At 41.5% G+C, this 25,562-nt stretch carries 30 protein-coding genes, 1 tRNA gene and 1 riboswitch; of the genes, 9 read left to right on the top strand and 22 right to left on the bottom strand.

Annotated elements, in window-relative coordinates:
- Positions 1 to 5: 5 nt before the first annotated feature.
- Entirely contained in the window at positions 6 to 2,249 is a 2,244-nt protein-coding gene (locus HWX64_RS07045; protein ID WP_175988525.1) for a ribonucleoside-diphosphate reductase subunit alpha, read from the bottom strand.
- A gap of 182 nt (positions 2,250 to 2,431) precedes the next feature.
- A riboswitch (cobalamin riboswitch) is annotated at positions 2,432 to 2,614 on the bottom strand.
- A gap of 731 nt (positions 2,615 to 3,345) precedes the next feature.
- Between HWX64_RS07045 and HWX64_RS07040 the strand changes: the two genes are divergently transcribed.
- Positions 3,346 to 4,110, top strand: a complete 765-nt coding sequence (locus HWX64_RS07040) for a SurA N-terminal domain-containing protein (RefSeq protein ID WP_175988523.1) — start codon at positions 3,346 to 3,348, stop codon at positions 4,108 to 4,110.
- A 441-nt stretch (positions 4,111 to 4,551) separates the two neighbouring features.
- Positions 4,552 to 4,728: a hypothetical protein gene (locus HWX64_RS07035; protein WP_341986256.1), complete on the top strand. Its 177-nt coding sequence runs from the start codon at positions 4,552 to 4,554 to the stop codon at positions 4,726 to 4,728.
- Positions 4,729 to 4,792: 64 nt separating this feature from the next.
- Here the strand turns inward: HWX64_RS07035 and gndA are convergent, their stop codons facing one another.
- From gndA to HWX64_RS07015, 4 genes are all read right to left on the bottom strand, one after another.
- Positions 4,793 to 6,205, bottom strand: a complete 1,413-nt coding sequence (gene gndA / locus HWX64_RS07030; protein ID WP_175988519.1) for an NADP-dependent phosphogluconate dehydrogenase — start codon at positions 6,203 to 6,205, stop codon at positions 4,793 to 4,795.
- Positions 6,206 to 6,484: 279 nt separating this feature from the next.
- Entirely contained in the window at positions 6,485 to 7,639 is a 1,155-nt protein-coding gene (locus HWX64_RS07025; protein ID WP_175988516.1) for a thiolase family protein, read from the bottom strand.
- 12 nt (positions 7,640 to 7,651) lie between these two features.
- Positions 7,652 to 8,797 carry an acyl-CoA dehydrogenase family protein gene (locus HWX64_RS07020; protein WP_175988514.1) on the bottom strand — a complete coding sequence of 382 codons (1,146 nt, stop codon included), beginning with the start codon at positions 8,795 to 8,797 and terminating at the stop codon, positions 7,652 to 7,654.
- A gap of 75 nt (positions 8,798 to 8,872) precedes the next feature.
- Positions 8,873 to 9,640, bottom strand: a complete 768-nt coding sequence (locus HWX64_RS07015; protein WP_175988512.1) for a 3-hydroxyacyl-CoA dehydrogenase — start codon at positions 9,638 to 9,640, stop codon at positions 8,873 to 8,875.
- A 162-nt stretch (positions 9,641 to 9,802) separates the two neighbouring features.
- On the opposite strand from HWX64_RS07015, the gene HWX64_RS22080 reads away from it, so the two are divergent.
- Positions 9,803 to 9,928 carry a hypothetical protein gene (locus HWX64_RS22080; RefSeq protein WP_303049464.1) on the top strand — a complete coding sequence of 42 codons (126 nt, stop codon included), beginning with the start codon at positions 9,803 to 9,805 and terminating at the stop codon, positions 9,926 to 9,928.
- 105 nt (positions 9,929 to 10,033) lie between these two features.
- Here the strand turns inward: HWX64_RS22080 and cspD are convergent, their stop codons facing one another.
- Positions 10,034 to 10,234 carry a cold-shock protein CspD gene (gene cspD, locus HWX64_RS07010; RefSeq protein ID WP_032089110.1) on the bottom strand — a complete coding sequence of 67 codons (201 nt, stop codon included), beginning with the start codon at positions 10,232 to 10,234 and terminating at the stop codon, positions 10,034 to 10,036.
- A 293-nt stretch (positions 10,235 to 10,527) separates the two neighbouring features.
- Here cspD and HWX64_RS07005 point away from each other — a divergent pair, with 293 nt between their 5' ends.
- Complete coding sequence (locus HWX64_RS07005) at positions 10,528 to 10,704, top strand: hypothetical protein (protein WP_175988510.1); 177 nt, start codon at positions 10,528 to 10,530, stop codon at positions 10,702 to 10,704.
- Positions 10,705 to 10,853: 149 nt separating this feature from the next.
- On the opposite strand, the gene HWX64_RS07000 is transcribed toward HWX64_RS07005, so the two are convergent.
- The 5 genes from HWX64_RS07000 to HWX64_RS06980 form a co-directional block, all read right to left on the bottom strand.
- Positions 10,854 to 10,926 (bottom strand) — tRNA-Val (locus HWX64_RS07000).
- Between the two features lie 417 nt (positions 10,927 to 11,343).
- Positions 11,344 to 13,329, bottom strand: coding sequence for a TRAP transporter permease (locus HWX64_RS06995; protein ID WP_175988508.1), 1,986 nt, complete (start codon positions 13,327 to 13,329; stop codon positions 11,344 to 11,346).
- Positions 13,316 to 13,837 carry a DUF1850 domain-containing protein gene (locus HWX64_RS06990; RefSeq protein WP_175988506.1) on the bottom strand — a complete coding sequence of 174 codons (522 nt, stop codon included), beginning with the start codon at positions 13,835 to 13,837 and terminating at the stop codon, positions 13,316 to 13,318. Before HWX64_RS06990 ends, HWX64_RS06995 begins: the two co-directional genes overlap by 14 nt.
- Before the next feature lie 88 nt (positions 13,838 to 13,925).
- Positions 13,926 to 14,906, bottom strand: a complete 981-nt coding sequence (locus tag HWX64_RS06985; protein ID WP_175988503.1) for a TAXI family TRAP transporter solute-binding subunit — start codon at positions 14,904 to 14,906, stop codon at positions 13,926 to 13,928.
- 314 nt (positions 14,907 to 15,220) lie between these two features.
- Positions 15,221 to 15,775, bottom strand: a complete 555-nt coding sequence (locus tag HWX64_RS06980) for a phosphatidylglycerophosphatase A (RefSeq protein WP_175988501.1) — start codon at positions 15,773 to 15,775, stop codon at positions 15,221 to 15,223.
- A 146-nt stretch (positions 15,776 to 15,921) separates the two neighbouring features.
- Here HWX64_RS06980 and HWX64_RS06975 point away from each other — a divergent pair, with 146 nt between their 5' ends.
- The 4 genes from HWX64_RS06975 (at position 15,922) to HWX64_RS06960 (ending at position 18,600) form a co-directional block, all read left to right on the top strand.
- On the top strand, positions 15,922 to 16,647 hold the full coding sequence (locus HWX64_RS06975; RefSeq protein WP_175988498.1) for an esterase family protein: 726 nt from the start codon (positions 15,922 to 15,924) through the stop codon (positions 16,645 to 16,647).
- Between the two features lie 185 nt (positions 16,648 to 16,832).
- Complete coding sequence (locus HWX64_RS06970) at positions 16,833 to 17,348, top strand: YjcG family protein (protein WP_175988496.1); 516 nt, start codon at positions 16,833 to 16,835, stop codon at positions 17,346 to 17,348.
- Between the two features lie 6 nt (positions 17,349 to 17,354).
- Positions 17,355 to 17,780, top strand: coding sequence for a GNAT family N-acetyltransferase (locus HWX64_RS06965; RefSeq protein WP_175988494.1), 426 nt, complete (start codon positions 17,355 to 17,357; stop codon positions 17,778 to 17,780).
- Positions 17,781 to 17,925: 145 nt separating this feature from the next.
- A complete protein-coding gene (locus HWX64_RS06960) occupies positions 17,926 to 18,600 on the top strand; it encodes a DUF421 domain-containing protein (RefSeq protein ID WP_175988492.1) in 675 nt (224 codons plus the stop codon).
- On the opposite strand, the gene HWX64_RS06955 is transcribed toward HWX64_RS06960, so the two are convergent.
- The 10 genes from HWX64_RS06955 to HWX64_RS06910 all read right to left on the bottom strand — a co-directional run bounded on the left by HWX64_RS06955 (position 18,597) and on the right by HWX64_RS06910 (position 24,255).
- Complete coding sequence (locus tag HWX64_RS06955) at positions 18,597 to 19,496, bottom strand: MBL fold metallo-hydrolase (protein ID WP_175988490.1); 900 nt, start codon at positions 19,494 to 19,496, stop codon at positions 18,597 to 18,599. The two genes, HWX64_RS06960 and HWX64_RS06955, sit on opposite strands and share 4 nt — an antisense overlap.
- 100 nt (positions 19,497 to 19,596) lie before the next feature.
- Complete coding sequence (locus HWX64_RS06950) at positions 19,597 to 19,878, bottom strand: hypothetical protein (protein ID WP_175988488.1); 282 nt, start codon at positions 19,876 to 19,878, stop codon at positions 19,597 to 19,599.
- Positions 19,879 to 19,994: 116 nt separating this feature from the next.
- Positions 19,995 to 20,255: a stage VI sporulation protein F gene (locus HWX64_RS06945; protein ID WP_175988486.1), complete on the bottom strand. Its 261-nt coding sequence runs from the start codon at positions 20,253 to 20,255 to the stop codon at positions 19,995 to 19,997.
- 122 nt (positions 20,256 to 20,377) lie between these two features.
- The gene (locus HWX64_RS06940; protein WP_175988484.1) at positions 20,378 to 20,497 is read right to left on the bottom strand and encodes a YjcZ family sporulation protein; all 120 of its coding nucleotides are present in this window, start codon (positions 20,495 to 20,497) and stop codon (positions 20,378 to 20,380) included.
- 72 nt (positions 20,498 to 20,569) lie between these two features.
- The gene (locus HWX64_RS06935) at positions 20,570 to 21,268 is read right to left on the bottom strand and encodes a DUF421 domain-containing protein (protein ID WP_175988482.1); all 699 of its coding nucleotides are present in this window, start codon (positions 21,266 to 21,268) and stop codon (positions 20,570 to 20,572) included.
- A gap of 15 nt (positions 21,269 to 21,283) precedes the next feature.
- Positions 21,284 to 21,640, bottom strand: a complete 357-nt coding sequence (gene spoVAE / locus HWX64_RS06930; protein ID WP_175988479.1) for a stage V sporulation protein AE — start codon at positions 21,638 to 21,640, stop codon at positions 21,284 to 21,286.
- A gap of 20 nt (positions 21,641 to 21,660) precedes the next feature.
- On the bottom strand, positions 21,661 to 22,677 hold the full coding sequence (gene spoVAD, locus HWX64_RS06925; protein ID WP_175988477.1) for a stage V sporulation protein AD: 1,017 nt from the start codon (positions 22,675 to 22,677) through the stop codon (positions 21,661 to 21,663).
- Positions 22,677 to 23,147, bottom strand: a complete 471-nt coding sequence (gene spoVAC, locus HWX64_RS06920) for a stage V sporulation protein AC (protein WP_175988475.1) — start codon at positions 23,145 to 23,147, stop codon at positions 22,677 to 22,679. The genes spoVAD and spoVAC overlap by 1 nt, the downstream gene beginning before the upstream one ends.
- 12 nt (positions 23,148 to 23,159) lie before the next feature.
- Entirely contained in the window at positions 23,160 to 23,627 is a 468-nt protein-coding gene (locus HWX64_RS06915; RefSeq protein ID WP_175988473.1) for a sporulation protein, read from the bottom strand.
- A gap of 271 nt (positions 23,628 to 23,898) precedes the next feature.
- Positions 23,899 to 24,255 (bottom strand): DUF1360 domain-containing protein, encoded by a 357-nt coding sequence (locus HWX64_RS06910; protein WP_175988471.1) that lies wholly within the window; start codon positions 24,253 to 24,255, stop codon positions 23,899 to 23,901.
- A gap of 135 nt (positions 24,256 to 24,390) precedes the next feature.
- Between HWX64_RS06910 and HWX64_RS06905 the strand changes: the two genes are divergently transcribed.
- Positions 24,391 to 24,831, top strand: a complete 441-nt coding sequence (locus HWX64_RS06905; protein ID WP_175988469.1) for a CotY/CotZ family spore coat protein — start codon at positions 24,391 to 24,393, stop codon at positions 24,829 to 24,831.
- A 67-nt stretch (positions 24,832 to 24,898) separates the two neighbouring features.
- Here the strand turns inward: HWX64_RS06905 and HWX64_RS06900 are convergent, their stop codons facing one another.
- The gene (locus HWX64_RS06900) at positions 24,899 to 25,411 is read right to left on the bottom strand and encodes a CotO family spore coat protein (protein WP_175988467.1); all 513 of its coding nucleotides are present in this window, start codon (positions 25,409 to 25,411) and stop codon (positions 24,899 to 24,901) included.
- Positions 25,412 to 25,562 lie beyond the last annotated feature (151 nt).

The raw sequence follows: 25,562 nt of genomic DNA, 5'->3' as shown, positions 1-25,562 counted from the left end.
CCTTATTAGCTATGACAACTTTCACACTCTTCAATGACAGAATCGGATGTGGATCTCACGTAATAGGTCGTTTTCAAGCCGGATTTCCATGCGTCAAGATGAAGAAGCAGAAGGTCCTTCGCTTTGATGTCATTTCTAACATAGAGATTGAATGAAATACTCTGGTCGATATGCGTCTGTCTCCTGCTGTTTTGTTTGATGCTCCAATGCTGATCCAGATGGTATGCTGTCTTGTAATACCATTTCGTTTCAGCCGTAAGATCCGGTGCAGTAACTGGGATTTTATAATCCTTTTTTTCTTCCGAGTATAACTGCCTGAATAAAGGATCGATACTTGCTGTTGAGCCTGCTATGAGAGAAGTTGATGAGTTCGGCGCAACAGCCATGAGGTACCCGTTCCGAATCCCGGTGTATGACACTTCCGTTTTCAACTGCTCCCAAAGCGGACCTTTATATCCTTTTTTATCGAAATAATTCCCGGTATCCCAATCTGAACCTTTAAAATATGGATACGCTCCTTTCTCCTTTGCAAGATCGCTGCTTGCCTCAATTGTATGATACGCAATCTCTTCATAGAGTGAATCACAGTACGCTGCGGCTTCCTCGCTTTCCCATCTTAAGCCCTTCGCGGCAAGTAAATGATGCCACCCAAACGTACCCAGCCCGATTCCTCTATACCGCTGATTTGTCAATTGGGCTTGGAGTACAGGTATATTATTAAGGTCGATGACATTATCCAAAAGTCTTACAGCAATCTTGATCGTCCGGGATAATACTTTGTGCTGAACAGCCTTAGCCAGGGAAAGGGACGCGAGATTACACACGACATAATCACCTGGATGTTTAGAAGTAATGATTTTCCCGTCTTCTATCTTTTCTTCCTCTAAATAAGTAGGGCTCATATTTTGAGCGATTTCCGTACATAGATTGCTGCAGTAAATCATCCCTTTATGAGCATTGGCATTCTGGCGATTTACAGTATCCCGGTAGAACATAAAAGGTGTTCCCGTTTCCAGCTGAGAGATCATAATTCGTTTGAATAGGTCAATGGCAGGTACTGTTTTCTTAGAAAGTTCCGGATGATTCACACATTGCCAGTACTTCTCCCTGAATGAACCCTGACCTTTTTCTTCATCGTAAAAGTCTTCCAGAGAAAAGCCCATGACTCTCCTTACTTCATGAGGGTCGAACAAGTGCCACTCATCTCTTTCTTCAACCGCTTCCATAAATAAATCAGGAAGGCAGACACCTGTAAACAAATCATGGGTACGCTGCCGTTCATCTCCATTGTTCAACCGAACGTCCAGGAAAGAATGAATATCTTTGTGCCAGACATCGAGGTAAACCGCAATTGCGCCTTGACGCTGACCGAGCTGGTCCACGGACACAGCGGTATTATTTAATTGCTTCATCCACGGAATGACCCCCGAGCCCACACCTTTAAAGCCTTTGATGTCACTCCCCCTGCTCCGGACTTTGCCTAAGTAGATACCAAGGCCCCCGCCGTTTTTACTCAGGGTCGAAACATCCGTATTGCTGTCAAAGATGCACCTCAAATCATCCTCCACAGTATCGATGAAGCAGCTGGAGAGCTGTCCGTAGCTTTTACCTGCGTTCGCTAATGTAGGTGTGGCAACGGTCATATACAGATTGGACAGGGCCCAGTAAGCTTCTTTAATCAACGAGAGCCTTTGCCCTTTGGGTTCATCCATCATGAGGGTCATCGCAATCACCATAAACCTCTCCTGAGGGAGTTCATATACTCTTCCTTCATGTGACTTCGTTAGATAGCGCTCAGCAAGTGTAACAATTCCAATATAGGTAAACAGCTTGTCTTTAGAAGGATCCAAAAGGGACTCCAAATGCTGGATTTCTTCCAGGGTGTATTCAGCCAGTAAGCGTGGATTATATAACTTCTTCTGGACAAGATTTTGTATCAAATCAAAAAATGAGCGGTATGGATTTGCAGGATCAAGTCCCCTGGATTGACTGCTGGAGCGATAAAGCCTTTCTAAGTACAGACATGCAGCAGCATAAGTCCATTGTGGTTCTTCTGCTGAAATTCTTTCGACAGCGGACAAGATCATTTGGTGATAAAGCTGTTCCACTGAGAATTCCTTTTTCACTTGAAGAAGCCCTTCCACTTTCTCTTCAAATCCATCCATGTCCAATTCGGGGAAATCCAACTTTAGCTTCCCGCATAGCTGCCTGGCCAGTTCAGATGTTTTCTCTGTTTCAATCAATTTCATATCTCCATTCCTCCCGGATCTGTTCAATTCATTCGTACTATACAAGCTGCGGGAGAGGATATAAAAAAAGCCCATCCTCTAAATTGGACGGGCTTAAATGAATAACGATGATATGATATAACAGACGTATGTATTGATATCTATTATTCTATCCTCGCATATCCTCCCAATTCCCGAAGAAGATCATACGTAATAACTACGGCAGGTCTCCTGACTCGTGCTTCAACCTACTTTAAGGCCTTCCCATCTTTATTAAGATAGTGGCAATTCCTTATTTCGTCACACTTACAGTTGCGGGGACAGTTCTGGAATTTCACCAGATTCCCTATTAAGTCTAAATAGACACCGTACTTATAGATTTAATTGAACTAATCAATATATAGTTATGAATTTACTCATAAAACACAAAGTATTGTGTTCCCATTCATCATAATTTAATTCCTATGATTTTTCAAGCAGAAATCATTGCGTCACTTAAAAGCAAATATGCTTATAATTATCTTTTTCATCAAAAATCCGCGAACACCTTTGAATCGGAAGACTAAAACAGAGGTAAAGCGAGATTACATTGAAATTTGTTGTTTGAGACCGGGAAGCAGAAATCCTATAATCCTATTAGAAGGTTGTTTGACAGTATTCTTTGGTCCCCAATATTTGACGGGCTGTTTACACCGGAAGAATTCGGATGTGAACAGCCCCCTTTTTTTGAATGAATGGCGATGCTGGGGGATAAAATAAACGAATCTAGTGTTTCAGGGTGATTACAATATGATTAAATGAGTCAAAAAGGTTTATTTATTCATAAGAATCATATACAATGCGCATTAAGTGATTTTTTAATTAGCAGTTTTCATTATGATTGCTGATACAAACGACATTGTTAATACAGAGTGGATTGTAGCAGAAGGCATTTGACTCCGATGGGATATAGAGGAAAAGTCGAGATCCCGCAGGCGGAACGCCGAGTAGGCTCGAGTTCCTCCCCGCGGAAAGCAAGTGTCTGCAGCGGAAAGGAGCGGTCATCGTTTACTTGCCCTAATAGCAATCTAATAGAAAGCATCCTAATTATATCGCCTTTGAAAGGAGAAAATGATACATGAAAAAATTAATGAGCGCTTTATTGATAACAATTATGACGATTGCCTTAGCCGCTTGCGGAAATGGAGAAGAGGCAAAAAAGCAATCCGAAGATAAACCAAAAACAGAAGAGAAAAGTAAAGAACAACAAGATCAGGCAAAGCAAATGGAAGAAATGCAAAAGAAAATGGATAAACAAAAAGTGGACAAAGATAAAGTGGTTGCAGTGGTCAATGACGAGAAGCTGAAGGGTGAAGATTATAATAACATCCTTACATCCTCTCAAATGCAGTTTCAACAAATGGGACAAGACCCGACGAGTGAAAAAGCCGCTGAACAAATCAAAAAACAAACAATCGACAGCCTTGTAGGTCAAACTCTTCTTATGCAGCAGGCAGACAAGAAAGGGTATAAGGCAACTGACGAAGAAATCAACAAACAGCTTGATGAAGTAAAAAAACAATACAAGAGTGAGAAAGAATTCGAAAAGGCTATGAAAGACGCCGGATTCTCAATGGATGAATTAAAAACTCAAGTTGCTGAAAACATCAAATACACGAACTACGTTGAAAAAGAGATTAAAGTGGATGAAGTAACAGAAGAAGAAATGAAGAAATTCTATGACCAATTTGCCAGCCAGCAGGGCAAAGATCAAAAAGCACCTAAGTTTGAAGAAGTGAAGCCGCAAATCAAGACTCAACTTGAACAGCAAAAGAAACAAGAAAAACTTGTACAGCACGTTGAAGAGCTAAAGAAAAATGCTAAAGTTGATGTGAAAATATAATTCATCATAAGAACAATTCCCGCTACGGGAATTGTTCTTTTTTTATTCATACGTTTTATCTTTTTTAAAAAAGGGTACTGTCTACCATACATTACTTCAGTAGACTCTGTTTAAAGCTGCTGATTTTTGATATTACTTTTTTCTAGCTGTTGATTGGAGTGCAAGACGAAGACTCCTGCGGGAGAAGTGACTGATGTGAGACTTGTCCAGCTCCGGCGGCTAGAGGCTCGAGACATAAGCCATGCCATCCAAAAAGGCAAAACGCCTTTATGGCTGACCTGTCTTATGCTTGTCGACTCTGAGCGAGCCGCCTCCGCTTTTCTTCCCGCAGGGAGGTACGACCGAGGAGACTCACGGGTCACCCGCGGAAAGCGAAGTCTTGCACGGAAATCACCAGCGGCATTGAAAACAAATCACTAGTAAATAAAGGAGATGAAATACATGAATAAACGTTCAAACGATAACCCTGAACAAGTAAATAAGGATCATGAAGGAATCCTTGATAAACATGAAAGTGAACAAAACGTAGATCCGATCCCCTTAGAGGATTTAAAGAAAGAACAACGGGAAGAAAAAAAGAAACATCATACAAAAGATGATTCCTCGAGCGAAGAGTAAGCCGCTCAACAAGAAAAAAGCCGCAGTACATTCAAATTGTACTGCGGCTTCCTTGTTCATCCATTTATTTACTTAGCCAATTGGTATGGAAGGTTCCTTCTTTATCCGTCCGTTGATAAGTGTGGGCTCCGAAATAATCACGCTGAGCCTGCAAAAGGTTTGCCGGCAGCGATTCCGAACGATAGCTGTCATAATAAGCTAGTGCACTTGCAAGCCCTGGTACTGGTATTCCCAATTTAATGGCCGTCGCCACCACTTCACGTGCATCGTCCTGATAATTTTCAACGATTTCCTTAAAATACGGATCCAATAGTAAATTCGTCAATCCTGCATCCCGGTCATAAGCTTTCTTGATTTCTTGCAGGAATCCTGCCCGGATGATGCATCCCCCTCTGAAAATCATGGCGATTTCACCTGGCTTGAGATTCCAATTATATTCCTTCGACGCTGATTGTAACTGTGCAAATCCTTGAGCATAGGAACAGATTTTACTTAAATACAATGCTTTACGGATCATTTCAACAAACTCTTCCTTATTTCCGTTGAATTCGTTGTTTTTAGGTCCTCTTAAAATCTTGCTTGCCTTTACACGTTCTTCCTTCATAGCCGAAATAAAGCGGGCGAAAACAGATTCAGTAATAATCGACAGAGGCACCCCAAGCTCCAGGGCGGATATGCTGGTCCATTTACCAGTGCCCTTTTGTCCTGCTGTATCCAGGATGACTTCTACCAGGGGTTTACCTGTTTCTTCATCAACTTTAGTAAAGATATCAGCCGTAATCTCGATCAAATAACTGTCAAGCTCCCCTTCATTCCACTCTTTGAAAATTTCATGAAGTTCTTGTGCTTCTATTCCCAAGACGTTTTTCATTAAGTAATACGCTTCACAAATGAGCTGCATATCGCTGTATTCTATTCCATTGTGAACCATCTTCACATAATGACCGGAACCATCCGGTCCGATATATGTACTGCAAGCATCACCGTTTACTTTCGCTGCAATAGCTGTCAAGAACGGTTCTATCAAATCATAAGCTTCTTTTTGTCCGCTTGGCATGATGGCAGGTCCGTATAATGCACCCTCTTCTCCACCTGAAACACCCGCTCCAATAAAATTGATCCCTTTTTCCTCAAGAGCTTTATTCCGTCGGATCGTATCTTCAAAGTAAGCATTTCCCCCATCAATCAGGATGTCCCCTTTATCTAAGTGTGGCAGCAGGGAATCAATTGCTTTATCCGTAATTTTACCTGCAGGCACCATCATGAGTATTTTCCTTGGTGTTTCCAAGGATGCTGCGAATGCTTCCACACTGCTTGTACCCGTAAAGTGTTTACCACTATGCTCTTCTAAGATTTCATTCACTTTTTCCTCAGTTACATCATAAATGGCGACTGAGTACCCTCTGCTTTCAAAATTCAGAGCAAGGCTTTTCCCCATTACTCCTACACCAACCACACCGATTTGTTGTGTAGCCATATCTATCCTTCCTTTCCTTGCTTACAAAACATTTTTTCACCGTAACCATTATAATACGAAATAAATTTTCATGCTGAACTTTCATAAAAAAACTTTCTTCTAATGACGATTTTTTATAAATTGCACTTATTAAAACCGCTTCCCGATTCCATGATGACTTCGGTTTAGATAGTATTCATTCTTTCCTTATGGATATTATTCAATTCAAAGTTGATCAGCAATGGAGAAATGAAAAGGACGAACCTGAAAGGGTCCGCCCTAAAAAAGATAGATAAAAAGCTACGATTCCAATCGTTCAATGATGGTGGCGTTGGCCATCCCGTGTCCCTCACACATCGTTTGAAGTCCAAAATGGCCCCCTGTCCTTTCGAGTTCGTGCATCATCGTTACCATGATGCGTGCCCCGCTTGCACCCAAGGGGTGACCAAGGGCAATCGCTCCCCCATTCGGATTTAATCTGGCCGGGTCGGCTCTCATTTCTTTTAACCATGCCAAGGCGACCGGCGCAAATGCTTCATTCACTTCGAAGACATCGATATCTTCCAAGGATAAACCTGATTTCTTAAGAGCTTTTTTTGTCGCCGGAATTGGGCCGGTTAACATTAAAGTTGGGTCGGAACCTGTTACCACCCGGGTGTGTACTTTGAACCTTGCTTTCAATCCAAGTTCATCCGCTTTTTCACGGCTCATGAGAAGGAGCGCAGCTGCTCCGTCACTGATTTGACTGGCATTTCCTGCATGAATGATTCCGTCCTCTTTAAATGCAGGCTTTAATGTTGAAAGGACATCGACAGTTGTACCTTGCCTTGGTCCTTCATCTTTACTGAAGATGAAAGTACCTCCTTCTTCGGTTGGAATATCAATCGGATGGATTTCTCCTTCAAACCGTTGATCTTCCTGGGCTTGTAAAGCTTTTTGATGACTTTGACTTGCGAATCGATCTAATTCCTCACGGCTGAAACCATATTTTTCCGCAATTCTTTCCGCCGATAATCCCTGATGGATAATTTCGTGCTGTTCTTTTAGTTTTTCACTGAAGCCTGCTTTTCCATAATTGGAAGCGATAGGCACCCTGGACATATTTTCCACACCGCCAGCTATGACAATGTCCATGTCTCCCGATAGAATGGCTTGTGCCGCAAAGTGAACAGCCTGCTGGCTGGACCCGCATTGACGGTCAATGGTCGTTCCCGGGACCTCGACTGGAAATCCAGCAATTAAAGCAGCCACTCTGGCTATATCGCCGGCCTGCTCTCCCGATTGCGTTACACACCCAAGAATGACATCATCCACACTCCCCGGGTCGACGCCTGATTTTTTCATTAAACCTTTAAGGATTTCACCAGCCAAATCATCCGGACGCATACTTTTTAACGCACCGTTCCTTCTGCCGACTGCTGATCGTATCCCTTCTACAATGACAACTTCCCTCATAACCTTCCTCCTCTATAGCCCCAGATTCTTTGCAATGATCACCTTCATGATTTCATTTGTACCTGCATAAATACTTGCGACCGGCACATCTCTATACCTCCTGGCAATTTCATATTCCTCCATATAGCCATATCCACCATGAAGCTGCATGCATTCTGCCGCAATCCTCCTGGACATATCAGTAAGTTTGAATTTCGCCATTGAAACTTTAGTCACTGCATCTTTTCCTTGTATGTGTTCAGCAATCAATCCATCTAGAAATGCTCTCCCCATCTCAATATCTGCTGCCATTTCCGCCATTTTAAATTGAATATGCTGAAATTGACTTATTGCTTTGCCGAAAGCTTCGCGGCTTTTAATATAGTCCATTGTCAGTGAAAACATATGTTCAGAAGATACTTGAGCCGCTATCGCCACGACCAGTCGTTCCTGCTGGAGCTTTTTCATAAGGTATTGAAACCCTTTACCTTCCTCACCGATTAGATTCTGTTTATGCACTTTACAATCTTCAAAAATAAGTTCAGCCGTATCCTGGCAGTGAAGGCCGACCTTTTCAAGCTTTCTTCCCCTCGAGAACCCCTCTGCGCCTCTTTCAATAGCCAGGAGGCTGATTCCTTTGTGAGGGGGAACGATTCCCGTATCCGTTTTACATGCCACTATAACCAAGTCAGAATGAATACCGTTGGTGATAAATGTCTTTTGGCCATTCACGATATAATGGTCACCATTTAGTTTGGCAGTCGTATTGATCCCGGCCAAGTCAGATCCCGTACCTGGTTCAGTCATTGCAATGGCTGTTATCATATCACCACTTGTACATGACTGCAGCCAGCGTTTCTTTTGTTCTTCAGTTCCATACTCGCTTATATAAGGTACGACAATATCATTGTGTAAGCCTAACCCGATTAAACCAGACCCGACGCGCTCCAATTCTTCGTTAATGATGACAGAGAAACCCCAATCAACACCGCTGCCTCCGAATTGTTCATCAACGTCCGGGCACAGAAAGCCCTGACTACCCATCTTCTTCCAAAAGGATCTCGGCACAATCCTGTCCTTTTCCCACTGTTCATAATTAGGGGCGGCCTCTTTCTGCAGAAATTTTCGAAGAGAGCTTCTAAATATTTCGTGATCTTCCGTCAGATATGGATGATCCACACCATTCTCCCCTTTCTTAAGTGCTGAATTGAAAAATGAATGACTGTCCATTCATATTTGTTTTTTGTTTTTTATCTATTTTGGCTGCATACGAATGGCGCCGTCCAATCTGATCGTTTCCCCGTTCAGCATCGGATTTTCAATGATCGCTTCCACAAGCTGTGCATACTCAGACGGATAGCCAAGCCTTTGTGGAAATGGGACCGACTTCCCTAAAGAAGTTCTTGCCTCTTCAGGCAATGAGTCGAACATTGGCGTATGAAATAATCCAGGTGCGATTGTCATCACTCTGATTCCATCCCGGGCAAGTTCTCTTGCTATCGGAAGCGTCATGCCTGCAACCCCGGCCTTTGAAGCACTATAGGCTGCCTGACCGATCTGCCCATCGAAAGCCGCCACGGAAGCTGTATTAATGATTAGTCCCCTCTCACCATATTCATTTTCTTGATTGCTCTGCATTTTTTGAGCCGCTAACCGAATGACATTAAATGTGCCGATTAAATTGATTTGAATCACCTTGGAGAATCGCTCAAGGGAGTGAACACCCTTCCTGCCAACTACTTTTGAAGGTGGAGCAATCCCGGCACAATTCACAACCATATTGATGCTTCCAAACGAATCGATCGCATTCATTAAGGCCGATTCTACGTCTTTTTCGTTGGTCACATCCGTAGAACGAAAACCGACCCTGTCGCCTAATTCCTGCTTTAACATCCTTCCCTTTTCCTCGTTGGTGTCTAATATGAAAGCCTTTGCCCCTTTTTCAATAAGATTTCGGACAGTGGCTTCACCTAAGCCTGATGCACCTCCGGTAACAATCGCTATACAATCCTTGATCTTCATTTTTTCATCCCCCAAATAACGTACTATCTTTATTTTATCTGTGAATGAACCAAAAAGAAATAATTTTAGGAAGATTCTGTTTATTAATCAGGATTCATATTCCTTACCATAATTGAACAAGATAAGAATGCATCAAATAAGGAATCGGATGGAGGGACATTCATGACAAATAAAAACGATAATCGTGAACGCAAAAATAAATATCCCAATAATAAGAAATCGGATGCTGAGTTCTCTAAGGAAACCGGCATCCGAAGTGAAATAACAAAGAAGGATTTAAAGAAATAATATTTCATCCATTAAAAGAGTTCATGCTTTTTGTCATGAACTCTTTTTTTGCACAAAAAAACAGGCCCATCAAATGATGAGCCTGTTTTGGAAGTTTAAAATCAATTACTTCTTAACAACGTTAGCTGCTTGTGGTCCACGAGCACCTTGTTCGATGTCGAAAGAAACTTCTTGACCTTCGTCAAGTGATTTGAAACCTTCACCTTGGATCGCTGAGAAGTGTACGAATACATCGTCTCCACCTTCTACTTCGATGAATCCAAAACCTTTTTCTGCGTTAAACCATTTTACTTTACCATTTTCCATGAAAAATGCCTCCTAGTGTGTGCTTACCACACAATGTATTACTATTCTTGCGATATCAGGTGAAAACCAAATCTTGTTCTTCCCTCGTATACCGGACAAAAATAATTCTTCTATAGAATAACAGGATTCTCGAAAATAATCAAGTAAACAAAAGCCCACTTGATAAAGTCAGACGACTTACTATTTCGTATCGATTAACTTGATGAAAAAAGTCGCATAAATTGCCGCTACTGTTTCAGCAAATTCTTGAGATTTTATGTGGTATAATGAAAGAAGTTGAAAGGAAGTGTCATATGAAATCCACTAAAAGTCAGTTTAGCAATGGATCTGCTGTCACGATTAAAGAAACCGGGGAAACGGTCACCATCCTGAAATCCCAGTACGTAAAAAACATGAAACGCTACTCATATATTGTCAAAGAACATCCAGGTACGTTTTTCTTTGAAGAGGAATTAACCAAAGGTGAATAATAGCCTGAAGCTGCAGACCGATTAATCTGCAGCTTTTTTACTTTTTATATTTCGGTATGACTGGATAAAAAAGCCGCTGTCCATTTTTTGAATGGACAGCGGCTTTTTGTCTATCTCCAGCGCGCAGGTTGTCTGGACATTTCAATTTATGACCTGTGAGGGACTTGAACCCCCGACCCCCACCCTGTCAAGGTGATGCTCTCCCAGCTGAGCTAACAGATCGATTTAAACTACATTTATTATTATATCGCGGATGGAAGGAATGTCAATAAGTTCTTATGGAAATTTTGTCGAAAATTTTATAGAGTAACTGTATAAGAGAACGAATGTTCGCATAGACTATTAATACCCTGCCTGAAAGGATGATCAGGATGAACAAACTTTTTACCCGTTCATTAACTGAACAATTGCCGATTGAAATCATTTATATTGCCAGCACTAATAAACCTACTAAAAGAAAAATCATCATTAAGAAAATGAATCTGGACACTGTCGTTGCCTATTGCTTCCTTCGAAAACAGTTCCGGACTTTTCGTATCGAATGTATTTTAGCTGCTTACCCGCTAATCAATCTACAAAGTCGTTCACATAGCCAATAAAAAACAGAGGATGACCTATGTGGTTATCCTCTGTTTTTCATTATGCAGTCGCTTCTTTTGGACGTTTATCTTCCCTTTTAATGAAGAACTGAATGGCTAATAAAACGGCAAATGAAACCAAGCCGATGATGTCACTCATCCCTTCAGGGTAGATCAGCATGATCCCGGCTGCCACACAAAGGAATCGTTCTATCACGTACAATCTGCGGAACCAGTAACCGATCATACCTGCGCCGATAGCAATCATACCAGTTATCGCTGTGAATACAACCCATAACAACTGAGGTATGGTCGTATCGATCATAAGCAATTCTGGTGACAGCACGAACATATACGGAATGATGAAAGCAGCGATAGCCAGCTTCGCTGAATTGACACCGGTCCGTATCGGTTCCCCGCCTGATACCCCGGCTGCCGCAAAGGCTGCGAGAGCAACCGGAGGCGTGATATCCGCAATAATTCCAAAATAGAAAACGAATAAGTGAGCTGAAAGTTCAGGCGCACCCAGTAAGATAATTGCCGGTGCCGCTATGGTTGATGTAATGACGTAGTTGGCAGTTGTCGGAGAACCCATACCAAGCACAATCGATGCAATCATGGTAAATAATAGTGTCAAAAGAAGTTTTCCTTGAGCTGAGTTGGTTAAATCAGCTGCTAAATCAACCAGACCATTAGCTAATGTCAAGCCTAATCCTGTCTTTGTTACAACACCGACAATAATACCAGCGGCTGCTGTTGCAACTGCTACTGACAAGGCGGTTCTCGCACCATCCACTAGTGCATCGACAGCATCTTTGAACCCAATTCTAGTGTCTTTCCTGATTGCACTGATCGCGATGGTGGCAACGATCGACCAAAGTGCCGCCCTCATGACACTCATTCCGCTTACCAGAAGGATAATGACTGTCAATATAGGAAGCAGCAGATAAATCTTCTTAAGCACTTCCCTGCGATTCGGCATCTCTTCATCAGAAAGACCACGCAACCCTAAACGTTTTGCTTCAAAATGAGTCATAATCCAAATACCTGTGAAATAGAGAACGGCTGGAATAGCCGCAGCTTTAGCAATATCCCAATAAGAGATTCCGCCGATGAATTCGACCATCAGGAAGGCTGCAGCCCCCATGATCGGCGGCATAAGCTGACCCCCAGTCGAAGCGGCTGCCTCAACGCCTCCTGCAAACTCTTTTCGATAGCCAAGCTTTTTCATCATTGGTATCGTGAATGAGCCCGATGTTACCACGTTAGCTACTGAACTCCCGCTGATTGTTCCCTGCAAAGCACTCGAGAAGATGGCAACCTTCGCAGGTCCTCCCGTACGCTTACCTGCAATCGAAACAGCTAAGTCATTAAAATATTGACCTACCCCTGTTTTCACTAAAAAGGCTCCAAACAACAGGAATAAGAAGATAAATGTAGCAGAAACGTATAAAGGCGTTCCTAGTATCCCTTCGGAAGTGAAGAACATTGTCTTTACAATGTCATCCAGATCATATCCGCGATGCGCAAGGAATCCCGGCATCTGTCTTCCATAATACATATATAGAAGGAAGGCTGAGGAAATAATCGTAATCGGCAATCCGACGGCACGTCTTGTTGCTTCCAAAACCAATAGGATGGCCGCCAACCCGACATAAAAGTCCAGACTTGTCATAAGTCCTACTCTGCTGACGATATCATCCTGCATAATCGGCCAATAAGCACCGATCCCTACAGAAATTGCCGCCAGCACGATGTCATACCAAGCCAGCTTATTCAATTTCACATTCTTTTTCCTCGCAGGGAAAAGAAGAAATACAAGGGATAATGCAAATCCTAAATGAATAGATAGCAATAATTGCCTCGGTATGAATTGAAAAATCGATGCTGTTAATTGAAATAATGAGAATGCTAACAGGCCAAAAAATATGACCCACTTAAACATGCCATGTTCCAATTTTCTTGTTGAAGATTCAGGATCGTACTTTTCTAATAATTCTTGTTGTTGTTCTGCAGTAAGCGAGTCAAACTTTTTATCCTTGTCCAACAACAGTCACTCCTTTCCATTGGCTGAATAACGAAACTTTTTTAAACTGTACTCTCACCACGGATCCTTCATCAAAATACTTTTTCAGTGGAAACACGTCACCTTTATATACAAGCCGGTGATTGGCAACCACTTCCCCGATGCGGATATCGATGTAAGAAAATCTTCTGTTCATATTCGAAATAAGATACTTGCCATCTTTTGTTCTCTCGAATACTTCTTCGCGTTCTGCATTTGAAGGCATTCCAATTGCTGTATCTTCATACAATAGTTTTGTTTGCTGAATTTTATTAGAAGATGTCTGGCGATAGAACTCCTCTACCTCTGATAGGTGAATGGAATGAGTATAGCGGATAGAAAAGACCTTATTTTTACTGATTGAGAAATAAGCGGGATTTCCAGCAGCATCCCTCGGCTCTATGACCAGGAATGATTGTAAAGGAAGAAAGATGATGGATAAGAAAAAAAGAAAGAGGAGAGTCGCCACTATTAAATATTTCTTTTTCATAAAGTACTCTCCCCTTTCCGTTTCTTCAAAACAAAAGAATAGACCGTGATTAGCGGCCTATCCTTTGTTCCATCTCGGGGTGTATCAATTATTCTGCTGAAATACCTTTTTCATCAAAGTATTTTTTTGCACCCGGATGCAATTCGATACCCATACCTTTTAAGCCATTTTCAGCTTTGATCAGTTTCCCTTTGGCATGAGTGATCTGGTCTGTATTTTCAAATATTGCTTTTGTCACATCGTAAATAACATCTTCTGAGATGTCTGCATTCGTTACCAACATTGCACGGACTGCAACGGTTGTTACAGCTTCTTCCACTTTACTGTAAGTACCTGCTGGAATTTCATCTTCAGCATAGTATGGATATTTTTCGATGAGCTCTGCAATTTTAGCAGATTCAACCGGAACGATTGTGATATCTTCAGTTGCAGCCAAGCCTTCAACCGCCCCTGTTGGAGTACCTGAAGTGATGAATGCTGCATCGATTGTTCCATCTTGGATACCTGTTGTGGAATCATCGAAAGATAAATTGCGTGCTTCAAGATCTTCAAGTTTCATTCCGTGAATCTCAAGGATTTGCTCGGCGTTAAGTAAAGTACCTGAACCGGCTTCACCTACAGAAACAACTTTGCCTTTAAGATCCTCTACCGATTTGATACCTGAATCTTTAGTTGTCACGATCTGGATTGTTTCAGGATATAAAGTAGCGATTCCGCGTGCGTTCTCTACTTTATTATCAGAGAACATTTGTGTACCTTCAGAAGCGTATGAAGCTATATCTGTTTGTGTAAAAGCAATTTCAGTTTTAGCGTCTTTGATTGAAGCCATATTTTCGGCTGATGCACCTGAAGTTGAAGCAGATGCTTTGATGCCGGTTTCATCTTCAATAATTTTTGCAAAGGTACCTCCCAGCGGGTAATATGTACCTCCTGTTCCACCTGTGGCAATTCCGATGAAGTCAACTTTCTCATCACCGTCTCCTCCGCCGGCTCCGCCTCCGCATGCTGCCAGGACGGCAGATAGAATGAGAAGAAGGGCAGTGCTTAAGAATAAACTGCGTTTTTTCATAATCTAATCCCCCTATTAAATTTTCTACTTTCCCGTAATCAATTGTATCACAAACTGTAACATTCTTGTCAAACGGGTTACATAAACTTATAAAATTTTTCATAAAAAAACCTCAGCGTCATACAACAAATCTATAAAACATCTTATTTACCCTATCTTTTCAACATGTCAACGATTTGTAAAATGCATGGAAAATGTATAAAGCGTTTTCAGGTTGACTCATTACCATTCACCCGGAACAGATGAATGTCCACATAAAAAAGACTGAAGAAACTCATAGTTCCTTCAGTCAACCTGTTATATATCAGAAATATTCACCCGATTAATTCTTCATCTTCGAATTGCTTTTTATCTTCGCTTGAAATATTTTCTTCCTTATCCCTTAAGCTGTGCGCAATCCTGGAGGAAGCGTTTGCCGCTATGCTTGCCACGATGTCATCAAGGAAGGTATGAATCCCTTTCCCTCTTTTTGTATCCAGATCGTGGATGATCCCTATCTTGTTTTTATCCAAGTGGCCGAAAGTAGTGACCGCTATGCTACCGTAACCCAGTGCAGCACCAAGGGCGATGGTTTCATCTACCCCGAACAGGCCTTCGTCGGTTTCTACGATCGACTGGAGGGGTTCGGACAGCATTTTTCTTTCAGCGAGCTGATCCAATTCCACCCCAACTAAAATGGCATGCTGAATTTCTCTTTTTAGGAGCACTTTCTTTACGCTATCGATACAGTCCTCCATTTCCAACTCAGAATGATAGGGAAACTGCATTTCATACACGATTTCCGCAATATCTTCTATTGTAACCCCTCTATCCTGAAGTTTCTGAAGGGCAGCTTTCGTCACTTCTTTTGAATGAATCGGCTTATGCATTGTATGTACCCCTTTCCGGCTTGACTTCTGTAATAATTATAACAGTTTTTCGAATATTCGTATCCTAATCTGCTTAAAGGATTTACAAGGAAGATTGTGATACAATCTTTTTGTAAACGTTATCGAGAGAAACAGGAGGGTTATGTATGACTGTAAATAGAGGCACCATCAACGAATTAAACCTTTACAGTAAAGAATTAAATGAGGATATGAAAATGCTGGTTTATCTCCCTGCCACATTTTCCCCTCTTTATAAATATTCATTGTTGATTGCCCAGGACGGCAAGGACTATTTTCAACTGGGAAGGATCCCCCGTCTTGCAGATGAATTATTGGGTAATAAAGAGATAGAAAACATGATCATCGTGGGCGTCCCTTATAAAGATGTAGAAGATAGAAGAAGGAAGTATCACCCCCACGGAGAAGAAAACGATGCTTACATCCGTTTTTTAGCTCATGAACTCGTTCCTTATCTGGATGAGCATTACCCAACATATCATATGGGTATGGGAAGAGCCCTCATCGGAGATTCGTTAGCAGCGACCGTCTCGCTAATGACAGCTTTAAAATATCCGAACACCTTTGGCAAAGTGATTCTTCAGTCACCTTTGGTAAATGAAAAAGTACTGGACGAAGTTGATCATTTCTTACAGCCTCACTTATTGAATATCTATCATATAATCGGAAACAAAGAAACAGAAGTGAAAACAACCGATGGAAAAGTGAAAGACTTTTTAACACCCAACCGCCAGCTTCACGAACTATTCACCGACAAGAAATTCTCGGCCTTCTACGAAGAGTTCGACGGCGACCACACCTGGAAACACTGGCAGCCCGATTTAAAACGTGCATTAAAAATGATGTTTGGCTGATTCTAATACAGGTACTCTACACTGTGGGTTTCTCCTATTTTTATGTTTTAAACACTTTTAGTTTGAAAACTTAAATGTGGGAGATCTTCCCTTCCGTTCGTCCTATATTAAATTTTTGAAAAATTTGCTATACTATAATATATTAAAAGTTTTTATAAGTGATATATAGAGGAGGATTGAAGAAAATGAATTATGGTGTTGTCATTTTCCCATCAAAAAAGCTTCAGGATTTAGCAAATTCGTATCGTAAACGTTACGATCCTCATTACGCTTTGATTCCACCACATTTGACCCTCAAAAATGTGTTTTCAGCTGATGATGATCAAATTAAAGATATCGCCGATAAACTGAGAAATGTTGCAAAAAACTACGATCCGTTCAACTTGAAGGTATATAAAGTAAGCTCGTTTCAGCCTGTTAATAATGTTATCTATTTCAAGGTTGAGCCTACGCCCGAGTTAGAAGGCCTTCACCACGATATGCATAAAAGGGAAGTCTTAAACGATGAGCCTGAATTTGCATTTGTACCACATATCACTATCGCACAAAAACTTTCAAATGATGAACATTCGGATATTTACGGTTCCCTCAGCATGCTCGGTGTAGACTATGAAGAAACGGTCGACCGCTTCCACCTTTTGTATCAGCTTGAGAATGGCTCCTGGACTGTGTATGAAACATTCCGGCTTGGAAAGGAATAAGGACCGTTGAAAGTTGTAATCGCTAAATCAGAATCCCAGTTGGAAGAAGTTTTTCAAGTGAGGAAAACAGTATTTGTGAATGAACAAAATGTCCCTTTGGAAGAAGAAATTGATGAGTTTGAAAATCAATCGATCCATTTCATCTTGTATGAGGATGATCAGCCTGCAGGTGCCGGCAGGTTTCGTGTGTTGGATGGGGTCGGAAAAGTGGAGAGAATCTGCGTCCTGAAAAATATTCGCGGAAAAGGTGCCGGCAGGGAACTCATGCTGGCCATCGAACAATATGCATATAATCATTCCATCTCCAAACTTAAACTAAACGCTCAAACCTATGCCATACCTTTTTATGAAGGATTGGGCTATCAAACCGTCTCTGAGGAATTCATGGATGCGGGAATTCCTCATAAGACAATGGTAAAAACACTATCGTAGTCAAGTTCTTGTATATAAAAAAGATCAATCACTGCTCTTAGGCAGAGGATTGATCTTTTTTTTATGGAAAGAATACTATTCACCCTGAGTATAAACAGTTGTTAACTGGACGATAATGTAAGAGTATATGGAGAGGGGGATACCTATGGAAATCATGTCAATAGCCGTAGAACTCGTGGTCGGCTATTTTGCCCTTTTGATTTTAACGAAAGTATTAGGAAAAACACAAATAACCCAGATATCCGCTTTTGACTTTATATCTGCGTTAATATTGGGGGAATTAGTAGGGAATTCACTATATGATAAAGATATCAGTGTCTGGCCCATCCTTGCAGCTATCTTCATCTGGGGATCCTTGATATTCACTACAGAATACTTCACTCAAAAATCCAGACGTTTCCGCCATATAATGGAAGGCACTCCGGCGATTGTAATCAATAAAGGAAAGATAGATTTCCAACAATTAAAGAAGAACCACTTGGATTTAAATCAACTTCAGCATTTACTTCGGGCGAAGGACATTTTTTCGGTACGCGAATGTGAGTATGCCCTGCTTGAATCCAACGGAACACTGAGCGTTCTTAAAAAGCCTATGTTTGAAAATGTTCAGCGTGCTGATTTAAACATTCAGCCTGACCATGTAAGCCTTCCATTGTCCTTGATTGTTGACGGTGAAATTGTGTATGATAACCTGAAAATCGTGCATCAGCAGGAAGATTGGCTGCTGAACGAAATTACGAAATACGGCTTCCAATCGCATAAAGACGTTCTTTATGCTGAATGGAAAGAAGGCGAAAGTCTATTGGTACAAGGATATTAATCAGCAGCCGCCACTCTTGGCTCATTATCCCTGACAATGAACTTTATCCGTTTTTTACGCTCCAGACTCGCTAAATATGCAGTCACGGAAGTACGAAATAACAGCCATTGCCCCAGGCTTTTCACATCTAAGTTATGTAATGTTAAAAATTCCTTAGTAAGCTTTTCTAAGGATACGCCATGTTCTTTACCTTCAATCAGCTCATAGAGGGCAGAGAGTCTATCAGTGTGTACCTTATGATTTTGCCGTATGGTATCTTGAAAGTTTTCTTCAAATATGCCGTGACCCGGTATTGCTCCTTTACATTGAATGTTAAGGAGTTTTTCCAATGAGGATATAGTTTGGTCTGCATCAATGATAAAAGGAATCACATGCTTATCGAGGGCCTCCCCGCCAAAATAACCGTCGCCGGCGTATAGGATTTCTTCAATCAGCAATCCTTTCTGAGCATAGGAATGTCCTGGCAAATCCAGGGCATGAATATTAAATGGTCCTATTATATTATTCCCGCTCATTATTTCGCCATCCACCTCGACTGAAGGTCCCTCCAGAAATTTATTTCTTAATTCCTCAATGGGATTCGCTCCATTGAAAAGGTAAATCGGTTCCAAAACCGGGTGTGCCATAATTGAAGATTCCAGACCAGGTGCATACAGAATAATATCCCGTTCTCTCTTTAAATAGGCCGCTCCCCCGAAATGATCTGCATGGGCGTGGGTAATGATGCAATAATCCAAAGGCAGGGAATGTTGATTTACTATTTTTAAAACTTTCTTTATAGATGACTCGTCCAGTCCTGTATCAATGAGCAGTCCCTTTCCACCTTTCTGACAATAGCCGATGTTCACTGCCCCGGTGAAGGCAAAGCAATGATCGGTAAACTGTTGAAGTTTCAAATTCCTCATTCCTTTCAGGAAGGGTTGTCCTAAGCTCTTCCGGACTGATCAAACCGTTCCCGCTTTCTAATATACAGCTGGCCAGACCCTTTAGGCTTCGTTATACATATTCGTTAAAATGGGTGCCTTTTCCTGTTACTCTGGCTAATAATTCTGGTGGAATGGGACTTTTATGAGATTTCCTTGTGTGGATAATCATTGATTTATCCTGTTCATACAGCGGATAACTGCTCATTTCTTCATGGTCGGTTTGTTTTGATTTATTTTTCAATGCTTTAATAGGCTGTACCGGAATGAATTGAAAAGGGTGTTTGTCTACTTTGATTTCCCTTTCCTGATACTGTTTATATTGATGATGAGGAATTGGAGCAATGTATCCCATGTGATGACCTCCTTTTATTTGTTTTACCCGTACCTTAATTAAGTTGAAACAAAAAAGAGAATTAACATAAAATACGTGTCTTCACGCCATTTTATGTCCATTCTCTTTCAAGAAAGTTATTTTTTCCCTTTATTGAGCATATTGGAAATCGTCCCGAAATCCAGCTGCTTACCGTCATTCACAATCGACTTAACAATTTTGTCTTCCATTTCTTTATTCACAGGTTTGTTCGCAATTTTAGAAACACGCTTAATGACACTTCTTACAGTTGCTTCATCTTTGAAGTTAGCATTTTGTAATGAGTTGGCAAGCTCAAACACCTCGTTCATGTTGACGCCTGTCTTCTGCTCAAGATTCTTAAAAAAGTTGTTATTCATGAGTAAACCGCCTCCTTTTTAACTATAAGCATCATATGTGAAAAAATGGAGAGCGTGATAAATCATATAAAAAAAGACAGGATCTCTCTTTACGAGGATTCTGCCTTAATTTTGCTTCTTGATTAGCAGAAGCTGGCTCCAACGATAATTAACAAGATGAATAAGACGACGATTAATACAAATGTAGATCCATAACCCCCGCCGTATCCGCAGCCATAACCATATCCATATCCGTAAGGCATTCAGCATCACCTCACTTTACCTTTAGTCACTTATAACATATGTAGGTGAGGGAAGTTCCGTATGGGCTTTTGTTAATTTTGTTGTGTGTTTGTCCAATTGTACAGGTCGAATGTCAGATTACCCTCACTGTCCAATTGGGCCAAAAAGATTGATTCTGCAGTGAGCTTCCTTTTTGAGAGTTCTCTTAATAGCCACTGTCTGGTATAGCCCACTTCCTTTAAAGCCGCTTCATCGATTCTGCCGTCTCCTATAACGGCTTGCGGAGGAGTCGAACGTTGGTAATCAGCCATCAGATCTTCCCTTACCAGCGGCTGTTTTTCTTTTTTCAGCAGCACACTCAGATCTCCATTTGTATCTAAAGTGGCGAATTCAACATCCGCAGCACGAAATACATCTTTCTTCCTTAGTTGTTCAAGAAGTTCATCTATGGAGTATTGTTCTTTCCTCAGCGCTTTTTCGTCTATTTTTCCATCTTTAATGAAGACGGATGGCTTCCCTTCCGCAAACCTTCTGAATTTGCTGCTTTTCAGGGAAAGATAAGAAAACAACAGAGGAAATAAAAACCACAGAAAGATGCTCATAAGACCTTCACTCAAAGGCAGGCCCAGGTCCATTGAAAGTGTCCCTGCTATGCTTCCTACGGTAATACCCGTAATATATTCAAAAAACGATAGCTTGGACAGTTGTTTCTTCCCGAGTAATTTTGTGATAAAAAACAAAGAAAGAAGGATGAAAAGGCTTCTAACCGCTACTTGCAAGTATTCAGGCATTTATATTTCCTCCCATTATCCCTTTGGTTTAAAAAGGAGTGCCCCTATGAATCCAAAAACAATCGCCGCTGATATACCAGAACTAGTTACTTCGAACATGCCTGTCAATACACCTACCAGCCCGTGCTCTTGTGATTCCTGCATCGCCCCGTTTACAAGCGAATTCCCAAAGCTCGTAATCGGTATGGTCGCTCCCGCACCTGCAAAATCGATCAAAGGTTCATATAACCCAAAGCCTGAGAGTATAGCGCCTGCCACCACCAATAGACTTAAGGTATGGGCCGGTGTCAATTTCGCTACATCAAACATCAATTGTCCAATGACACAGATGATTCCTCCTATGACAAATGACCAAAAGAACATCGCAATCATTTTTATGCTTCCTCCTTTACTTATAAAAATTCAATGGACACAGCATGGGCGATACAAGGTATCGTTTCTCCTTGCTGAAAAGTAAGAGGCGATAATAACGCTCCTGTTGCCACCACTAATATCCGCTTGTAAGTCCCTTTTTTCATTTCATTCAATAAGTGTCCATAAAGTACGGTTGCAGAGCAGCCCGGGCCGCTTGCCCCCGACTGAACAGGCTGGTCTTTTCCATATATAAGTAAACCGCAGTCCTGATATTGCTTGTCGGTCAGGGTATAGCCTTTTTCCTTCAGCATTTCCATGGCTGTCTGCCTCCCGATTGAAGCAAGATCTCCTGTTACGATCAAATCGTAATAAGAAGGGTCCCTGCCCAAATCCTGAAAATGTCCGGCTATCGTATCAACCGCAGCCGGTGCCATTGCCCCCCCCATATTAAAGGGGTCCGTCAAACCCATATCGATCACTTTCCCAATCGTCGCAGATGTAATACGAGGAGAAGGAGTTGTACGTCCGGCACCATTCCCCACTACTGCGTAACCTGCTCCTGTCACTGTCCATTGAGCGGTCGGCGGTTTTTGCCCGCCATACTCAGTCGGGTAACGAAACTGCTTTTCGGTGGCGGAATTATGACTCGAAGCGCCTGTGATCACTTTTTCTGCTCCTTGATAATTGACTAAAAATCCTGCAAGGGCAAGCCCCTCCATGGATGTAGAACATGCTCCGAATAATCCGAAATAAGGAATGGCATATGATCTTGCAGCAAAACTGGAAGGGGTGATCTGATTGATCAGGTCACCAGTCAAGAAGAATTGGATATCATCCTTCTTCAGTGATTGCTTTTCAAGTGCAATCTCTACCGCATCTTCAATGAGCACCCGATTTGCTTTTTCATACGTATCCTGACCCATCCATAAGTCGTCGTAAAACCGGTCAAATTCAGTTGCCAGTTTTCCCTTTTTTTCAAATGGACCCCCGACCACCCCCGTAGAAAGAATCGCAGGCTGTGCAGGGAAGACCCATGATCTCGAACCCTTAAGCATCAAATCACTCCCCATCGAATTAATAGCGTTTTTATCAGCGCAACCACAAACGCGGAAAATACGCCGAACACAATAACGGATCCGGCCAATTTAAAAATATTTCCTCCCACACCCAGGACATAGCCTTCCGTTTTATGTTCGATCGCTGCGGAAATGACTGCATTCCCGAATCCTGTGACAGGGACGGCACTCCCCGCTCCCCCAAACTGCCCTAAATGGTCGTAGATGCCAAATCCGGTGAGGATCATCGCAAAGAAAACCATAGTGGCCACTGTTGGATTCCCAGCTGTCTGTTCTGTGAAATTAAAAAAGTAAATATAGAAATAACTTACTGCCTGGCCCACCAGACAAATCGCCCCTCCGACAAAGAACGCCTTAATCACATTCTTTAAAAGGGGTCTTTTCGTTTCATACTGCTTTTCCAGATTTTCATACTTTTGCTGTTCGGGTGTTTTCGGTGTCTTTCCCACAAAGTATTCCTCCTATGTCTTTTCCTTTTGAAGCTCGATGATATCCTTGAATTTCTTTTCAGCCTCTTTCTTGGTTATGGACTTGTTCTGGATCCTCTCTTTTAAACGAACGGTCTCAAGAAAAATTTTATAATCACTTGATAAGATGAAATCCTCCCCGGCATATTCATCCTCGAGATATTTCTCCATATCTTTTTCGATTTTCTTCATTTTGAATCTCTGCATATGCTTTACTTTATAAACGACCAATGTTTCGTCTTTACTTTGAATGACAGCAACATCATACAGTTCCTTCTTTTTAGCCAGCTTCTTTTTTATAGCATGTCCAAAGCTGTCTGTTTCAGGATGATCCACCAATTCGATCGGAGGAGGATCGGTTGTTTTCAGGAGCGCAATTTTGCTGTCCTTTCCGTCTTCTTTATTGGAACAGCCGGCAGCCAGTAAAAAGGTTAAAAAACCCGCAAATAAATATTTCTTCATTCAACATCCCTCATTTTTATATATACTCACCCCTTATTTTTTTCTTAAAGTCTAAAATTATGTAAAAAAAAAGATCGCTCTTGATGAGCAATCTATTTTTTCTTTGAACCCGAACCGCATCCGCAGTCATTTTTCTTTTTATAATTTGAGGTGGTTTTTGTTGGTTTAATCACTTTATTCCCAGTGTATTTAATCAATTTCCCGGCCTCCTTCACATGTGGATATTTCATTATATGTGATAAGGGGCATGCTTGTTTCCACTAATTACCTACTAATTCGATCCATTCCAATTTTGGACTGCCGCTTCAATGACGGCTGCTACACCTGCGACAGCGAGCAGGGTAATAATTGGTGCAAAAAAAGAAGGAAACCATACGTAACCACCGTACAAAAACATACTTGCCCATATCCCAGTACACCAGTAGCAGGATAACAGCTGCCCTGCAAAGCCTTTGAAACCTTCCTTCTTCGGAATAAGGTAAATATCTTCCACCCCGTTTTCTTCCTCCACGATTTCATCAAAGAAAGGCGATCTTAGAAATTCAGTTATCTTATCAAAAACGATCAAATGAGTCAGTCGAAAAATAGCAAAACCAAGAGTTGCTAGCTGAACGAAAGTGAACTCCAATTCGATCTTCCTTTCTCCTTTAATAAATATATACAAGCCCAAATTTCTAAAAGAGGGCAGATGTCCGTTACCTAATCGCCTACACCACAATATGTTAGTAATGTAAATGAAATTTATTTTAAGGAGGAACTTTATATGGGTTGCGGAAGAGATAGAGATTTTGGAAAAAAAGATCTCGGCTGTGTATGTCAAGCAGTTCGCGCTATTAAGGATATTCAAGACGCTGGTGACGAGTGCAACGAATGCCGAAATGACTGTTTCCTTGAGCCGCTGGGATCGATGGTTAGTCCTGCTAACCGTGTTAACACCCGTGTCTTCAAGTTATACCTGAAAAACGGTGATACATTCGAAGTTCATGTTAAAGGAAGCAAGTCGAAATCACCATTTTTCCGGGTAAAAGAAATCTTTGACAACTGCTGTGCTACTCTACAAGTAGTAAGACCGAATAAGAACGATGATCCAAACGACCCGATGGATGATTGGGAACTTACAGGCGATTGCGTCACGGTTGACCTGGATTGCTTCTGTGCGATTCAATGTATCAAAGACGTATTTGTCGAATTATGTGAAGATTAATACTCAGGGATCAGTGTCTGACTGAACCTGTAAGAAAAGCCAGCCGGGAGATCCCGCCTGGCTTCTTTTATTGTAACCCTATCATCTTAATCGATTTCAAAGAGTCCCTTGCAATCGTTTCTTCATCGCCGCGGAATGTTTTGATTTTAATAGTGGATTCGTCCATAGAGATAAGCACGCCTTTATAAGTAGCGGTTTCAGTACCGAATTCACACGGAAAAGGGACTTTACCGTTGATGCTGGCAGTAATATACTCAAGCTTTTCGTCCAGGGTCAGTTCTTTGAATGGTTTCAGCCTTCTGAAAGAGTGGATAGCAGACTGGGATTCCTCCCCTGAAGGCTTTTGATGAGGTTGAGCTTGCTCTTTAGACTCGATCTCAGGTTTTTTTAATCTTGATGACTCTGCTTCCTCATGAGGTTTTTCTATTTGAGTTTGGATTGGTTTGGTTGGAAGCTTTTCTTTTTTCTCTTTTGATTTTGTCGACCGATATGTTACCTGCATATTTCCTTTGACTTCCTGCAGCTTTGGCTGCTGAATGTATAACAAGGGTTCCTTGCTAGATGCTTTTTCTTTTTTCATGAAGCACACCTCCAATTCATCTCCACTTTTATATGTATGCAAAAGGTGCATGTCAGTTTCATTTTTGGGAGGAATTTTCTTTGTGCTTTAAATACCGCTGTTGATTTCCGTAATTTTCATTAGCATAGCAAAATCAAAAATCCCGCCAGCT

The sequence above is a fragment of the Bacillus sp. Marseille-Q1617 genome (assembly GCF_903645295.1).
Classification (GTDB): domain Bacteria; phylum Bacillota; class Bacilli; order Bacillales; family Bacillaceae_B; genus Rossellomorea.
This window is presented reverse-complemented; position numbering and strand designations above follow the sequence as displayed.